The sequence below is a fragment of the Bradyrhizobium sp. UFLA05-89 genome (genome assembly GCF_059803475.1).
The window spans coordinates 1-14,520 of sequence record NZ_JBANBA010000020.1 but is presented as its reverse complement, the minus strand read 5'-3'; the positions used below and the strand labels follow the sequence as shown (position 1 = coordinate 14,520).

The window sequence follows — 14,520 nt, the reverse complement described above, 5'->3', positions numbered from 1 at the left end:
CAACAAGCGCTAACCTTACCTGCTGACAGATTCATGACAGTCAAAGCCCTCATCGCCTCTTTCACCCAGCAGGAAGACCTCAACTTCCTGCTGACCAACCGCATTCCGCGTGCGGCGCTAACGCGCTTCATGGGCTGGTTCTCCAAGATCGAGAACCCGCTGGTGCGCGACGGATCGATCGCGCTGTGGAAGCTGTTCTCCGACCTCGACCTGTCGGAGGCGCGCAAGACCCATTTCAAGAGCCTGCACGACTGCTTCACGCGGGAGCTGAAGCCGGGCCTGAGGCCGTTCGATCCGGGTCCCGCGATCGTCGCCAGTCCCTCCGACGGTATCGTCGGCGCGCACGGCAAGATCGCCGACACCGAGCTGTTCCAGGTCAAGGGCGCGCCCTATTCGCTGCTCGATCTCCTTGGCGATCCCGCGCTTGTCGAGCAGCATCGCAATGGCTCCTTCGTCACGCTGCGACTGACCTCGAGCATGTACCACCGCTTCCACGCGCCCTATGACGCGCATATCGAGCGCGTCACGCTGATCCATGGCGATGTCTGGAACGTCAACCCGATCGCGCTGAAGCGGGTCGAGCGGCTGTTCTGCAAGAACGAGCGCGCGGTGATCCGCACGCATCTGTCGACCGGCGAGGCGGTGACGCTGGTGCCGGTGGCGGCGATTCTGGTCGCGAGCATCCGGCTGCACTTCCTCGACATGGTGCTGAATGCGCAGACCCGCGGCCCGGTCAATTTCCCGTGCGACGTCAGCGTGAAGAAAGGTGAGGAGCTCGGCTGGTTCGAGCACGGCTCGACCATCATCATCCTGGCGCCCGGCGATTTTGCCTTCTGCGAGGGCATCGCCGAGGGTGCGCGCATCCGTGCCGGGCAGGCGCTGCTGCGAAAAAATAGAGCATGATCCGGAAAAGTGGGTACCGGTTTTCCCGCGCGACAAACGCGGAACGCGTTTGCGCGGAGATCATGCTCCACTAAAGAAGCCTTCAATCCGCCGTGTCGGCGGCCTATATCGTCCGCGAGGGCGATTCGTTCGACACGGCAGGTAACGAGTGATGGCGCGGGCGCCGGTTCTGGCGGCAGGGGGAATTGTGGTGCGGCGCGACGCGCCGTTGATCGCCGTGGTGCGCCAGCGCAAGCGCAATGAATGGGTTTTGCCCAAGGGCAAACTCGACGATGACGAGACGCTGAGGGAAGCCGCGCACCGCGAGGTGCTGGAGGAGACTGGCCACGACGTCGCCATCCGCGAATTTCTGGGCACGCTCGCCTATCCGTCCGGTGGGCGTTCCAAGATCGTCCATTTCTGGCGCATGGAGGCGGACGGCGGGCCGGTCCGCAAGCTGATGAACGACGTCAAGGCGGTCGACTGGTTGCCGCTGGAGGATGCAGTCGCGCGGCTGTCGCGCGAGTATGAGCGAGCGTTCCTGTTGCAAGTCGGCCCGATCGCGCTCGCCGCCGCCGGCCTCGCGCCGACTGAAGCGGAAGCCACACCGCCACTAGCCATGGACGACGTCGACGCCGCGATGCAGTCGCTGACGCCTGCGGAGGCGGCTTCGGTCGAGGAGCTGCGACACGGCTTGCTGCAAAAGGTAAAGGCCTGGCTCCGCGGCGAGGCGTGAGTTCAAGAGAAATGTAAACGAGCACTGCATCGACGCGTACCCTCTACCGACAGGGGGCGGCACCGCTACCTCCGCTCTTTCTTCTCCCTCGGCGATGCCGGCTTGCGCGGTGCCGGGCGTTGCAGGCCCGGTAGGCGCTGCTGCAAACCGGGTTGCCGCTGCACGCCACCTTGCTGCGGCTGGACAGCGGGCGGGGTCGATTGGCCCTGCTGGCCGGCATGCGGTGTCTGCGGCTGAGGCGTAGCGCCTGGTTGCGTTGTCGTGCCTGCCGGAGCCTGCCCGCCGCGCGGCGCTTGCGGACTGGTCGTGCCGCCGGGCGTCGTCTGTCCCGTGCGCGGCGCACCCTGCTGCTGGCCTTGCCCGGTGCGCGGCGTGCCCGGCTGAGCCGCGCCGCCTTGTCCTTGGCGCTGCGGCTGCTGTGTGCCCTGACGATTCGGCGCACCCGGCTGCTGCTGGCCCGGACGGTTGTTCTGCCCGGGCTGGCCATTGGGCCGCTGCGGCTGTTGTCCGGGCTGACCGTTCGGCCGCGGCTGTTGCTGCTGCGGTTGAGCCGGCTGGACCGGCCGCGGAATGCGCGGGGCAGCGCCCGGATTGGCCCTGCGGAATTCGCGCTGCTCGGTGACGATCTGCCGGCCGGTGGTCTGCGCCTGATGCACCTGGCTCACGAAGGCGCGGTCGCGCGCGACCTGTTGCGGGGCAATCGTGATCGGCACCGCGGCAAAGCGCACGCCGCCCGTTCCGGGGCGGATGGCAAAGCCGGATGCGCCTTGCGTCAGCGCGCCGAGCCGTGCGCCACTGGTGCGGTCGTTGACGTCGATGTGGCCGACCCTGCCGTCGGCGTCGGGATAGAGCTTGATGTTGACGTTGTTGGTCGCGGTCGTTGCAGCACTTGCGTTGGCCGGCACGTCGATGACGCCGGTGGTGCCGCGAATACCGAGCGTTGCTGTCGGCGTCGTGATCTTCATGTCGCCGGTCTTGGCGACCGCTGCGGCGACGAAGGCAACCGTGCCCTTGCCGACGTCGAAGATCGCCGAGTTCTGCTTGCCGCCGTCCTCGTAGACGTAGTTGTCGATGGTGATCTTGGCGCTGGCCGACAGATTGAACGTGGTGGAATCGTTGAAGGCGATGCTGAGCGAGGAGTTCGAAGCGGTTTGCACGACGTCATTGAGATAGATGTCGTCGCGCGCCTTCAGCGGATAGGAATTCTTGTCGCGGATCACGGTGGCGATCCCCGTCACGGTGGCGACGTTGCCGATCGGCTCTGCAGGCGCGGCGGTTTGAACGTCAGGTGCCGGTGTCGCGGGCGCCTGCGAGGGAGACGGTGTCGGCGTCGCCTGCGGCGCCGGCTGCGCCTGCGCGAGCAGGGTCGCGTCGGATGCGCATGCGTCCGTCGCGCCAGCGAGCGGCACGACCAGCAGCGGAAGCGCGAGCACGCAGCGGCGCCAAGCCAGCATCAAAGCCACAGTGAGGGTCCCGGTGAAAGACACGAGGCGAGATCAGCCGATTTCAGCCGGAGATGGCTGAATGGCGGATGAACGTCTGTCGCACAGGCGTTGCCAACGTTCAAACGCCACGTCCCGGATTTCGGGGCGTGGCGTCACGGTCCTTGCTCGTCATTCCGGGGCGCGACGAAGTCGCGAGCCCGGAATCCGGAGATTGTGGCGGGAGACCCCGGGTTCGATGCTTCGCATCGCCCCGGGATGACGCGCGTCAGCTCACGCGCTTCCAGGTCTGGCCGCCGCAGAATATGCCGCCCAAGGCGCAGCCTTGCACGTGAAGCATGTTCGGGCCCTTCATCGCGATCGTGGAGTCGTAGTTGCGCCCGGAGTCGGGATCGTGGATGCGGCCGCTCCACTTGGCGCCATCGGGCTTCATGTTGATCAGGATCTTCTCGTTGGTCTTCTCGGCATAGCCGCAGAGGTTGCCGCCACAGTCTTCGACGCGAACATTGCCCTTGTTCTCCTCGGTCGCCCACAGGCCAAGCGGCGTGGCCTGTGCGGGCGCAGCCGCAACAGGGGCCGGTGCGGGCGTGGTCACGACCGGTGTGGCAACGGGAGCAGGCGGTGCAATGGGCGCTGCCTGTTGCGTGACGTTGGCGCCCACGGCCGCGGTGGTGGTCGGCGTGGTAACGGTCGTGGACGGCGCAGGCGGCGCAGTCACGACTGGTGCGGCAGGCGCGGTCGCCGGGACCGGCGGCTGCGGCGTGGGTTGCTGCGCGGCAGGCGCCGGAGTCGGTGGGGTCGTGGTCGTCGTGCTCGACGACGTGGTGTCGTCATCGTCCTTGGAGCCAAAACCGTTGAGGTTGATGTTGTTGAGTCTGATCGGCTTGTTCGACAGGCCGGGCGCCACGATGGTGACGCAATCCAGCGAGGCGCAGTTCCTCGGAGCCTGGATGTGGATGCTCTGCCCGTCGATCTGGAAGGAAATCGCGTTGCCGGCATGGGCAATTGCGGTCGTAGCGAGGAAGAGCGCGGTAGCGGCGACAGAAAGCCTGGTCATGGCAGCCTCCCAAATGTGGCGTGGAAACGGTGTGGCCGGATGTCGGTGATCCACTGAGCGTGGTTCGACCCTACGCGGAGCCCACCGCGGCTTCCGTGACTGATGTCACGGCATCGGCATCGACGGAGTGAGCTGCGTCACAGTTGGCGCGAGAGCGCCTTCCTGCTCCTGTCCGTCATCGCCTTTCATCGAATCGCTCTCGCCTTTGCTTGCGACCGATCACTGAAGATCGCTGGAAAGGAGAGCCAACATGCTCCGCCTCATTCTCGTCGCCGCGCTACTGGTCGGCGGCATCGTCGCGGCGCGGGCCGACACGGACATCTATCGCAACGCGCTGAAGCGGCAGCGCGGTCCTGACGAGCTGCAGGCGGATGGTGCGTTCTTTGACGCGCAGTTCGGCAAGCCGCAGAACGGTACGGTGACGTCGCGCGAATACGAGCGCTGCATGCTGTCGCGCGGCTGGGGCTTCGACCATACCGTTCGCGAGAAGGACGACCGCTCTCCCGACCCCGATAATCCCGGCATGATGTGCCGCGATTTGAAGATCGGCGGCGTCACCGGATCGGAGTGCGCGAATTACGACTGAGCTTTGCCGTGTCTGGAAACTAGATCACGCCGAGCACGATGGCTCCGACAAAGGCTATTGCGAGGTACGCAGTCACAACGCTCAGTCTACCGACGAACGTCATAAAGGAGCTCCCTCTGTTCGCGCGTCTTTGCGCGCAACTCGTAAGATTAACAGCGAGTCTGTCGGTGAAAAAGCCAGCGTTGCTGTCGCTCTCCCGCCGCAAGGGCCGACCCTCATGGTTAAAGAAACGTAAAATCAAAGCGTTGAAGAGTCTTTAAGTAAATTCACCGAACCTGCGTGCATGACGCGCGGAGTTCGTTTGTATCTCGTCGGCTCCATCGTCCTTGTTTCGCTTGCGGGTTGCGGACGCGGCTTCTTCCAGGCCGAGCGCGAACCGTGGCGGGCCGAGGCGGAAGCCGCGTGCCTGAAATCGGGCGCGGTGAAAGAGAGCGCCGAGATCGTCCGGATCGAGCCGATCTCCGGCCCCGGCGCCTGTGGAGCAGAATTTCCGCTGAAAGTGGCAGCCATCGGGGAAGGCTCCAGCAGCTTTGGCTTCGCCGACGAGGAACTGCGGCCGCCGGCGAGCATTGGCAACCAGCCGCGCTGGCCGGGAACGCAGCCGAGCTATCCGCAGAGCCAGAGCTATCCGAACCAGGCCTATCCGAACGCCTCGAGCTATCCGCAGCGCCAGAACCAGCCCTCCGGCTATGGCGGAAGCTCAGGTCCGATCTCGCTCAGCGCGCCCGGCGTCGCACCGCCGCAGGAAGACGAGATCGACCTGCCGCCCGAGGGCACCGATGCGGCGGGAGCGGCGCGCTACATGAACGCGCCGAGCTATCCGGCGCGGCCGAATTACTCCTCGCAATCGCAGGCGCCGTATGCGCAGCGCCCCGAGCAGCAACCCTTGCCGCGGCTTGGTCCCGGGCAGGGTAGTCCCGTCGGCGCCGTCGGCCCGGTTGCGGTGAAGCCGACCGCGACGCTGGCCTGCCCGATCGTCTCCGAGCTCGATCGCTGGTTCGCCGACACCGTGCAGCCCTCGGCGATGCGCTGGTTCGGCCAGCGCGTGGTCGAGATCAAGCAGATCTCCGCCTATTCCTGCCGCGGCATGAACGGCAATCCGCACGCCCATATCTCAGAGCACGCCTTCGGCAATGCGCTCGACATCGCCGCCTTCACGCTCGTCGATGGCCGCCGCATCTCGGTGAAGGACGGCTGGCGCGGCCTGCCGGAGGAGCAGGGTTTTCTGCGCGACGTGCAGTCCGGCGCGTGCGCGCATTTCACGACCGTGCTCGCGCCGGGCTCCAACGTCTATCACTACGATCACATCCACGTCGATTTGATGCGGCGCGCCAGCCGCCGCCTGATCTGCCAACCGGCTGCCGTCTCCGGCGAAGAGGTCGCTGCCCGCGCCCAGCAGCGTAATCCCTATGCCAACTCGCGCGACCCCTACGTGACCGGCTCGCTCGGTCGGAAAGGCAAGCGCGAGAAGGTCAACGAGGAAGACGAGTTCGAGGACGAGTAGGGCGCACGTACGCCTGTGATCGTTGAACCTACTTTGCGGCCCGCATCGATGGTGCCGGAACCAGCCCCATGCAGCGCTGCACCTCGCCTGGCACGTTGTAGTCGCGCATGACGGGTCGGCTGTCGCGAATGCCGCACGCCTCCCGCTGTACCACGAACATCCAGAGCGCGTGGCCGGCCTCCATCACCAGAGCGCGGCGTGCCTGATGCGTTGATGCACGCGCATCCGCGGGCGGATGCGTGGCATCGAATTCGCGCAGCTTCGCGAGCGCTTGTTCCAGCGCTCGCCCCATCCGCCCGAACGCAGATGCCTGCTCCTGAACGATCTCGTAGTTGAGAACGTCGACCGGCGTGCGGTTGAGGCGGAGATCAGAGGACATGGCTTATGTATAGCGTCACGCGGACCGCATGCGCAACGCGCTGGTCGCAATGACGAGATTGAGGAACGCGCTTGCCCCACCCTCAACCGTCATCGCCCGACTTGATCGGGCGATCCGATGCCCCGGTCAAGCCGGGGCATGACACTGGTGGATTTGGTGAGCAGATCACACGCCGCTTGCTGTTCTCACTTCGCCCGGTACGCGGCCAAAAACATCCGCGTCGCGCTGTCGACCACGGCGATGATGCGCTCCTCGGATGGGGCTGGGGCGGCCTGGAAAATGAAGGGGAGGAACAGCGAGGCCTTGCACACCTCCATGAACTGGGAGGCGGCGAGGTTGCAATCGTCGATGGCGAGATCGCCCGGTGCAACATGCGCCTTCAGATAGTCGGCGAGCCGGTTGACGGTCTTGTCCAGCACGCACGCGTAATAGCGGCGGCCGAGCTCGGGCATGCGCTCGGCGATCGCCATCACGGTGCGGATCGCCGATCCCCCGCCGGGCCGGCAGAGCAAATGGATATAGGCCTGGCCGAACTCCTTCAGCGTGGTCTCGGCATCGCGCGCAGGGTCGAAGTTGAACACGACCTGGCCGTGCTGAAGTGCTTCCTCCTCGAGGATGGCTTCGAACAGTGCGCATTTGTCGGCGAAGTAGACGTAGAGCGTGCCCTTGGAGACCGCGGCCGCGCGCGCGATCTCGCCCATGCTGGCGCCGTCGAAGCCGAGATCCATGAACACCCTGCGAGCGCCGTCGAGGATCTGGCGGCGCTTGGAGCTGTCCTCTTCTGAGACGACAGCGACGGTGTCGCGAACGGCTGCAACCATTGATTCAGGGTTCCCTGAGGATTTTGGTGCCGGAAACCCAAAGAAAGGATTCCGGCCACTAGGGTTCGATCGGGGAATAATCTATATTGACCGAACGGTTCGGTCAATGATATTCGTCATTTGGCGAAGGCGAGGGGCCGCGTCGCGGCTCGCCCGATCGCGTGTTTTTGTGGGGAGGCCTTTATGGCCGTATCGAGAGACCAGGCCGCGCGCGTCCTTCGCCAGGATTCCCAGGATCAAGCACCAGCTCAGGGCGAAGCCGCGAGTGACAATTCGGCGGCACTGGCCGAGCAGTTGCGGTCGGTGGCCGAGGAGAGCAAACGCCGCACGGCCGAAACACCGGAGAGGCCGGCAATCGAGAAGCCTGCCCCGGGTACGCCGGCGACCGGCGCGTCTGCACCGAAGGCCGTCCCGCCGAAATCCGGCAAGCGCAAATTCGTCCTGATGGGCGTCGGGCTTCTGCTTGCGCTCGCGGCAGCGAGCTATGCCGGCTACTACACGCTGGTCGGCCGCTTCTACGTTTCCACCGATGACGCCTATGTGCGCGCCAACAACACCATGCTGGGTGCGCGAGTTGCCGGCCACATTTCCTCGATCCTGCCCGGCGACAACACGCTGGTGCATGCCGGCGACGTCGTCCTGCGCATCGACGACGGCGACTACAAGATCGCAGTCGACGCCGCCGCGACCAGGATCGCAACCCAGCAGGCCACCATCGATCGTATCGGCCGCCAGGTCGCAGCGCTCGACAGTCAGGTCGTGCAGGCCAAGGCGCAGCTCGTTTCCGCCGAAGCGGGCCTCAAGCGCGCCGACCTCGACTATGAGCGCCAGCAGGCGCTGAGCAGCAAGGGCTTTGCCTCGCGCGCCACGTTCGAGACTTCGGAAGCCGGACGCGACCAGGGCGCCGCCGCGGTCAAGGCGGCGCAGGCCGCTTACGACGTCGCAGTCAGCAATGTCGACGTCGCCAAGGCGCAGCAGGCCGAGGCGCAGGCGCAGCTTGCGGAGTTGAAGACCACGCTTGCGAAAGCCGAGCGCGACCTCAGCTTCACCTCGGTGCGCGCGCCGGTCGACGGCACCTTCTCCAACCGCCTCGTCAACACCGGAGACTTCGTCGCGGTCGGCCAGCGGCTCGGCAACATCGTGCCGCTCGAGGAGGTCTATATCGACGCCAATTTCAAGGAAACCCAGCTCAAGCGCATCCGTCCCGGCCAGCCGGTGACGATCAAGGTCGATGCCTACGGCATGCGCAAGTTCTCCGGCATGGTCGACAGCATCTCGCCGGCCGCAGGCTCGGTGTTCACGCTGCTGCCGCCCGACAACGCCACTGGCAATTTCACCAAGATCGTGCAGCGCCTGCCGGTCCGCATCCGCGTTCCGAAGTCGGTCGCGCGGCAGAATCTCTTGCGCGCCGGCATGTCGGTCTACGCGACCGTCGACACCAACAAGGGCGCGGCCGACGCCGATAGTGAAATCGATCTCGACGATCCCACGATGATCCATCCGCAGTAAGCGAACAGCCCTGCGAGGCCAGACGATGGCGACTGCAACGACCGCCAATCCCGCCATGATGGCGAACCCCGCTTCGGAGCGCATCGAGCCGAAGCGGCTGTTCGCCTTCATCATCATGGTGTTCGGGATGTTCATGTCGATCCTGGACATCCAGATCGTCTCGGCATCGCTGTCCGAGATCCAGGCCGGCCTGTCGGCGAGCCAGAGCGAAGTCTCCTGGGTGCAGACCGCCTATCTGATCGCCGAAGTGATCGCGATTCCGCTCTCGGGATTCTTGTCGCGCGCGCTCGGCACGCGATTGTTGTTTGCGATCTCGGCGGCAGGCTTCACCGCATCGAGCCTGCTGTGCGGCTTCGCCTCCTCGATCGAGGAGATGATCTTGTGGCGCGCGCTTCAGGGATTCCTGGGCGCCGGGATGATCCCGACGGTTTTCGCCTCCGCCTACACCGTGTTTCCGCGCACGAAATTCCACATCGTCGGCCCCATCATCGGTCTCGTCGCGACGCTGGCGCCGACCGTCGGTCCGACCGTCGGCGGCTACATCACCGACCTTATGTCCTGGCACTGGCTGTTCTTCATCAACGTCGTGCCCGGCATCGGCATCACGCTGGGCGTGCTGGCGCTGGTCGATTTCGACGAGCCGCATTTCGAGCTGCTCGACCGCTTCGACTGGTGGGGCCTGATCTTCATGGCCGGTTTCCTCGGCTCGCTGGAATATGTGCTCGAGGAAGGCCCGCAATATGAATGGCTCCAGGACACGTCGGTGGCGATCTTCGCCTGGGTCTGTGCCGTCTCCGCGATCGCCTTCTTCTGGCGCGTCTTCACTGCGGCCGAACCGATCGTCAACCTGCGTACCTTTTCCAACCGCAATTTCGCGGTCGGCTGCGTGCTGCAGTTCTGCATCGGCATCGGGCTCTATGGCCTGACCTACATCTATCCGCGCTATCTCGCCGAAGTGCGCGGCTACAGCGCGCTGATGATCGGCGAGACCATGTTCGTCTCCGGCGCCACGATGTTCCTGGTCGCGCCGCTGGTCGGCCGTCTCATGCTGCGCTTCGACATGCGCTACATGATCGCGTTCGGGCTGATCGTGTTCGCGATCGGCTCCTACCAGATGACCTGGATCACCCGCGACTTCGATTTCTACGAGCTGCTGCTGCCGCAGATCCTGCGCGGCGTCGGCATGATGTTCGCGATGGTGCCGACCAACAACATCGCGCTCGGCACGCTGCCGCCGGATCGGGTCAAGAACGCCTCCGGCCTGTTCAACCTGATGCGCAACCTCGGCGGCGCCGTCGGCCTCGCGGTGATCAACACCGTGCTCAACGACCGCACCGATCTGCACATCACGCGTCTTCAGGAGCGCGTGACCTGGGGCAACGCAACGGCGACCGAGACGCTCAACACTTTCATGCAGAAATTCCAGGGCCTGGGCGATGCCACGCTGATGGCGATGAAGCAGCTCACCCAGATCGTGCACCGTCAGGCCGTCGTGATGGGCTATGGCGACGCCTTCTTCATGCTGACGCTGTTCTATCTCGGCCTGAGCCTGCTGGTGCTGCTCCTGAACAAGCCGGCGTCCCTCGCAGGCGGCGGCGACGCGCATTAAATTTGTCGTGACGGTGCCACACACACGGCGTCATCGCCCGACTTGATCGGGCGATCCAGTACACTGCGGCAGCGCGAGGGACGTCAGGCGTCTCTGGAATACTGGATGCCCCGCCTTCGCGTGGCATGACGGCGGAGATCAAGGCGGCGGCGACGCGCATTAAATTTGCAACACTCGCGCGACATCTTGCGCGAGCCGTGTTGCAAATCGCAACCGATGCATCTATAAAGCGCGCCTCATTGCTCGAACCGGGAGGGATTTGCATGATTTCCACGCATTCGCAGATCGTACGCCCGCGCTCGATGTTCAAGCTCGGTGTGTCTTCGGTCCTTTAGAGACCGCTTTCGCCAGCTTCGACCGGGCCCGATTCCCCGGCCGCTCCAATTCCCAAGCGACGACCTGATTTAACGACGCCATTTTCGGCCTTCGTGGCCGTCATGCGTCCATTGATGGAGCCGGACTGCGCCAGCGCGCAGCCGGATAACGCCATGACCGCACTGTCAAAAAGGCCCGCGGCGATACGCGTGGTGCTGCCCTTCGTATTCCGCCACTGGCTGAAGCAGCCGGGGCGCGCGCTCGCGGTCGGCGGCGGCCTGTTGGGCGCGACGGTTGCCGACCTCTTCATGCCGGTGTTCTCCGGGCGTCTCGTCGACGCCCTGACGCACGGTCCCGACGATCCTGCCGCGCGCCATGCGGCGCTGGTCGCGTTCGGCGCGATCGTGGCGCTCGGCTTTACCTCGATGGTGCTGCGGCTGGCCGGCTTGCAGGTGATCGTGCCGTTCACGCTGAAGCTGATGTCCGAGATCGCGCAGGACGCCTTCATGCGCGTGCAGCGCTTCTCGACCGACTGGCACGCCAACTCGTTCGCCGGCTCGACGGTGCGCAAGATCACCCGCGGCATGTGGGCGCTCGACCTGTTGAACGACACCATCCTGCTGGCGCTGTTGCCTTCGCTCAGCGTGCTCGTCGGCTCGATGATCCTGTTAGGCGTGCACTGGGCCTCGCTCGGCGCGGTGGTCGCGCTCGGCGCGTTGGTCTACGTCACGATGACGGCGCTGTTCTCCACGCGCTACATCGCGCCGGCCGCGCGCGTCTCCAACGGCTGGGACACCAAGGTCGGCGGCACGCTCGCGGATGCGCTGACCTGCAACGCGGTGGTGAAGTCGTTCGGCGCGGAGGCGCGCGAGGACGCACGGCTCGCCCGCGTCATCAAGCGCTGGCGCGTGCGCGTGCGGCGGACCTGGCTGCGCTACAACTACACGGCGCTGTCGCAGCTTTCGCTGCTGCTGTGCCTGCGCGCGTCGGTGATCGGCGGCTCGGTGCTGCTGTGGATGGCGGGGCGCGCCTCACCCGGCGACGTCACCTATGTGCTGACCAGCTACTACATCATTCACGCGTACTTGCGTGACGTCGGCATGCACATCAACAACCTGCAGCGCTCGGTCAACGACATGGAGGAGCTGGTCGCGATCCATGACGAGCCGATCGGCATTGCCGATGCGCCTGATGCAACGCCGATCCTGATCGAGGGTGGCCGTATCGTGTTCGACGACGTGACGTTCCACTATGGCGGCCATCCCGCGCCGCTGTATGACGGCCTGTCGATCGACATCCGCGCTGGCGAGCGCGTGGGACTTGTCGGCCGCTCCGGCTCCGGCAAGACGACCTTCGTCAAGCTGGTGCAGCGGCTCTACGACGTCTCTGATGGCCGCGTGCTGATCGACGGGCAGGATATTGCGAAGGCGACGCAGCAATCGCTGCGCAGCCAGATCGCGATCGTGCAGCAGGAGCCGATCCTGTTCCACCGTTCGCTCGCCGAGAACATCGCCTACGGCCGGCCCGGCGCCAGCCTGGAGGCGATCGAGCAGGCGGCGCGGCTGGCGAATGCGCACGACTTCATCCTGCGCCTGCCGAAAGGCTACGGCACGCTGGTCGGCGAGCGCGGCGTGAAACTGTCGGGTGGCGAGCGGCAGCGCGTCGCGCTGGCGCGCGCATTCCTGGCGGACGCGCCGGTGCTGATCCTGGACGAGGCGACGTCGAGCCTCGACTCGGAATCGGAGGCGCTGATCCAGCAGGCGATGGAGCGGCTGATGAAGGGCCGCACCTCGATCGTGATCGCGCATCGCCTGTCGACGGTGCGCAGCCTAGATCGCATCCTGGTGTTCGACCGCGGCGAGATCGTCGAGCAGGGCACCCACAAGGCGCTGACGGCTCGGCCAGGCGGCCTCTATCGCGGCCTGTTCGAGCGTCAGGTGATCGAGTTCGGACCGAGTGCAGCAGTGGGATGAGGAAGTGGCGCGTGGCTGACGGACGCTCGTCCGAAGGCCACGCCGCCGGAAATGGAACGACATGAAAGACCTGACACGCGGCTCCATCGCAAGCCACATCCTGACCATGGCCCCGCCGATCGTGGTCGGGATGATCACGATCATGCTCTGCCAGCTCGTCGATCTCTATTTCGTCTCGGGACTAGGCGAGGCCGCCATCGCGGGCGTGGCCGCGGCCGGCAATGCCGGCTTCCTCGTCAATGCGCTGATGCAGGTGCTCGGCGTCGGCACGGTCGCGCTGATCGCGCATGCCGTGGGACGCAAGGATCGAGACGACGCCAACCTGATCTTCAACCAGGCCATCGTCCTGTCGGTGCTGTTTGGGCTCGCGACACTGGTCGCAGGGTCCGCGCTGTCCCGCCCCTATATGCGTTCGATTGCCGCGGACGAAGCCACCATCGAGGCGGGCAGCACCTATCTGCTGTGGTTCGTGCCGGCTCTGGCGCTGCAATTTGCCATACAGGTGATGGCGTCCGCGCTGCGGGCGACCGGCATCGTGCGGCCTACCATGCTCGTCCAGGCACTTGCTGTCGTCATCAACATCGCGCTGGCACCGGTCTTGATCGCGGGCTGGGGCACGGGTCATCCGCTCGGCGTGGCCGGTGCGGGCCTCGCAAGCTCCATCGGCGTCCTGACCGGCGTGCTGATGCTGTATGCGTATTTCCGCAGACTGGAGCGCTACGTCGCCTTCGACCCTCGGAAATGGCGGCCGCAGCTCCAGCATTGGAAGCGGATCCTCAATGTCGGCCTGCCGGCCGGCGGCGAGTTCGCGATGATGTTCTTCTTCATGGCGGTGGTCTATTACGTGCTGCGCGATTTCGGCGCGCCGGCCCAGGCGGGATTCGGGATCGGACAGCGGGTGCTCGGTCTGATCCAGATGCCGGGGCTTGCGGTTGCGCTCGCGGCCGGGCCGATCGCCGGCCAGAATGTCGGCGCCGGAAACGGTGCGCGCGTGCGGGAAACCTTCGTCAAGGCGGTGCTGATCGTCACCGTCGTGATGATCGGCTTCATGATCCTTGCGCAATCGAAGCCACAGTGGTTGCTCGCCGGATTCTCGAACGACCGCGAGACCATGAGGATCGCCTTCCTGTTCCTGCGGATCATCTCGTTCAACATGGTGGCGCAGGGCTTGATCTTCACCTGCTCGAGCATGTTCCAGGGCCTCGGCAATACCAAGCCGGTGCTGCTTAGCTCGGTGACACGCGTGCTCACCTACTCGCTGCCGGCGATCTGGCTGTCGACGCGGCCGGGTTTCCGGATCGAGCAGGTCTGGTACCTCTCGATCGCGGCGACGACGTTGCAGGCCGCTCTCAGCGTGTGGCTGCTGCGCCGCGAGTTCGGGAAGCGCCTGCCTCCCGCGGAGACCCGTCCTGTGCGCGATGGGGTGGAGATTGCAGCCGTCGGTACGAGCGCGGCCGAATAGGCCTCTCGTGCTGTCCCGCAACCACGGCTCCGCCAGACTTGCCGGAGCCGCCGGTGCAGCGCATTAGAGCTTGATCCGGAAAAGTGTGAAGCGGTTTTCCGAAAAGATCATGCTCAAACAACAGCCTAAAGCGCGATGACGATTCATCCCAATCTCATCGCGCTTTAGTCTTACTGAGTCAGAAATCCACGGACCAAGCTGGGTGAGAATCGCATATTGAAGGAGATTCAACGCGAGATCGAGGA

At 65.2% G+C, this 14,520-nt stretch carries 13 protein-coding genes; 8 read left to right on the top strand and 5 right to left on the bottom strand.

What is annotated here, in order from left to right; translation table 11 throughout:
• The first annotated feature begins 33 nt into the window (after positions 1-33).
• Both asd and SO139_RS13235 read left to right on the top strand, forming a co-directional pair.
• Positions 34-903 carry an archaetidylserine decarboxylase gene (gene asd, locus SO139_RS13240; protein ID WP_449381820.1) on the top strand — a complete coding sequence of 290 codons (870 nt, stop codon included), beginning with the start codon at positions 34-36 and terminating at the stop codon, positions 901-903.
• Positions 904-1,054: 151 nt separating this feature from the next.
• The gene (locus tag SO139_RS13235) at positions 1,055-1,618 is read left to right on the top strand and encodes an NUDIX hydrolase (protein ID WP_449381819.1); all 564 of its coding nucleotides are present in this window, start codon (positions 1,055-1,057) and stop codon (positions 1,616-1,618) included.
• 65 nt (positions 1,619-1,683) lie between these two features.
• Here SO139_RS13235 and SO139_RS13230 read toward each other — a convergent pair whose 3' ends face one another.
• On the bottom strand, positions 1,684-3,072 hold the full coding sequence (locus SO139_RS13230) for a FecR family protein (protein WP_449381818.1): 1,389 nt from the start codon (positions 3,070-3,072) through the stop codon (positions 1,684-1,686).
• Between the two features lie 256 nt (positions 3,073-3,328).
• Positions 3,329-4,117, bottom strand: a complete 789-nt coding sequence (locus SO139_RS13225; RefSeq protein ID WP_449381817.1) for a DUF2147 domain-containing protein — start codon at positions 4,115-4,117, stop codon at positions 3,329-3,331.
• 250 nt (positions 4,118-4,367) lie between these two features.
• Between SO139_RS13225 and SO139_RS13220 the strand changes: the two genes are divergently transcribed.
• On the top strand, positions 4,368-4,703 hold the full coding sequence (locus SO139_RS13220; RefSeq protein ID WP_498540164.1) for a hypothetical protein: 336 nt from the start codon (positions 4,368-4,370) through the stop codon (positions 4,701-4,703).
• Positions 4,704-4,986: 283 nt separating this feature from the next.
• Positions 4,987-6,207: an extensin-like domain-containing protein gene (locus SO139_RS13215; RefSeq protein ID WP_449381815.1), complete on the top strand. Its 1,221-nt coding sequence runs from the start codon at positions 4,987-4,989 to the stop codon at positions 6,205-6,207.
• Positions 6,208-6,235: 28 nt separating this feature from the next.
• Here SO139_RS13215 and SO139_RS13210 read toward each other — a convergent pair whose 3' ends face one another.
• Positions 6,236-6,586, bottom strand: coding sequence for a DUF6665 family protein (locus SO139_RS13210; protein WP_449381814.1), 351 nt, complete (start codon positions 6,584-6,586; stop codon positions 6,236-6,238).
• Between the two features lie 185 nt (positions 6,587-6,771).
• The gene (locus SO139_RS13205) at positions 6,772-7,407 is read right to left on the bottom strand and encodes a TetR/AcrR family transcriptional regulator (RefSeq protein WP_449381813.1); all 636 of its coding nucleotides are present in this window, start codon (positions 7,405-7,407) and stop codon (positions 6,772-6,774) included.
• A gap of 183 nt (positions 7,408-7,590) precedes the next feature.
• Between SO139_RS13205 and SO139_RS13200 the strand changes: the two genes are divergently transcribed.
• From SO139_RS13200 to SO139_RS13185, 4 genes are all read left to right on the top strand, one after another.
• Complete coding sequence (locus tag SO139_RS13200; protein WP_449381812.1) at positions 7,591-8,916, top strand: HlyD family secretion protein; 1,326 nt, start codon at positions 7,591-7,593, stop codon at positions 8,914-8,916.
• A 25-nt stretch (positions 8,917-8,941) separates the two neighbouring features.
• Entirely contained in the window at positions 8,942-10,525 is a 1,584-nt protein-coding gene (locus tag SO139_RS13195; RefSeq protein WP_449381811.1) for a DHA2 family efflux MFS transporter permease subunit, read from the top strand.
• 488 nt (positions 10,526-11,013) lie between these two features.
• Positions 11,014-12,813: an ABC transporter ATP-binding protein gene (locus tag SO139_RS13190; RefSeq protein ID WP_498540163.1), complete on the top strand. Its 1,800-nt coding sequence runs from the start codon at positions 11,014-11,016 to the stop codon at positions 12,811-12,813.
• 61 nt (positions 12,814-12,874) lie between these two features.
• On the top strand, positions 12,875-14,275 hold the full coding sequence (locus SO139_RS13185) for an MATE family efflux transporter (protein ID WP_498540162.1): 1,401 nt from the start codon (positions 12,875-12,877) through the stop codon (positions 14,273-14,275).
• Positions 14,276-14,338: 63 nt separating this feature from the next.
• On the opposite strand, the gene SO139_RS13180 is transcribed toward SO139_RS13185, so the two are convergent.
• On the bottom strand, positions 14,339-14,520 hold a 182-nt coding region (locus SO139_RS13180; protein ID WP_498540161.1), incomplete at its 5' end, for a hypothetical protein.

What these genes read in the sequence shown, in the direction of transcription:
- asd (WP_449381820.1), top strand. Translation starts at nt 34, where the DNA reads ATGACAGTCAAAGCCCTCATCGCCTCTTTCACCCAGCAGGAAGACCTC.
- SO139_RS13185 (WP_498540162.1), top strand. Translation starts at nt 12,875, where the DNA reads ATGAAAGACCTGACACGCGGCTCCATCGCAAGCCACATCCTGACCATG.
- SO139_RS13235 (WP_449381819.1), top strand. Translation starts at nt 1,055, where the DNA reads ATGGCGCGGGCGCCGGTTCTGGCGGCAGGGGGAATTGTGGTGCGGCGC.
- SO139_RS13230 (WP_449381818.1), bottom strand. Translation starts at nt 3,072, where the DNA reads ATGCTGGCTTGGCGCCGCTGCGTGCTCGCGCTTCCGCTGCTGGTCGTG.
- SO139_RS13215 (WP_449381815.1), top strand. Translation starts at nt 4,987, where the DNA reads ATGACGCGCGGAGTTCGTTTGTATCTCGTCGGCTCCATCGTCCTTGTT.
- SO139_RS13200 (WP_449381812.1), top strand. Translation starts at nt 7,591, where the DNA reads ATGGCCGTATCGAGAGACCAGGCCGCGCGCGTCCTTCGCCAGGATTCC.
- SO139_RS13225 (WP_449381817.1), bottom strand. Translation starts at nt 4,117, where the DNA reads ATGACCAGGCTTTCTGTCGCCGCTACCGCGCTCTTCCTCGCTACGACC.
- SO139_RS13195 (WP_449381811.1), top strand. Translation starts at nt 8,942, where the DNA reads ATGGCGACTGCAACGACCGCCAATCCCGCCATGATGGCGAACCCCGCT.
- SO139_RS13190 (WP_498540163.1), top strand. Translation starts at nt 11,014, where the DNA reads ATGACCGCACTGTCAAAAAGGCCCGCGGCGATACGCGTGGTGCTGCCC.
- SO139_RS13220 (WP_498540164.1), top strand. Translation starts at nt 4,368, where the DNA reads ATGCTCCGCCTCATTCTCGTCGCCGCGCTACTGGTCGGCGGCATCGTC.
- SO139_RS13205 (WP_449381813.1), bottom strand. Translation starts at nt 7,407, where the DNA reads ATGGTTGCAGCCGTTCGCGACACCGTCGCTGTCGTCTCAGAAGAGGAC.
- SO139_RS13210 (WP_449381814.1), bottom strand. Translation starts at nt 6,586, where the DNA reads ATGTCCTCTGATCTCCGCCTCAACCGCACGCCGGTCGACGTTCTCAAC.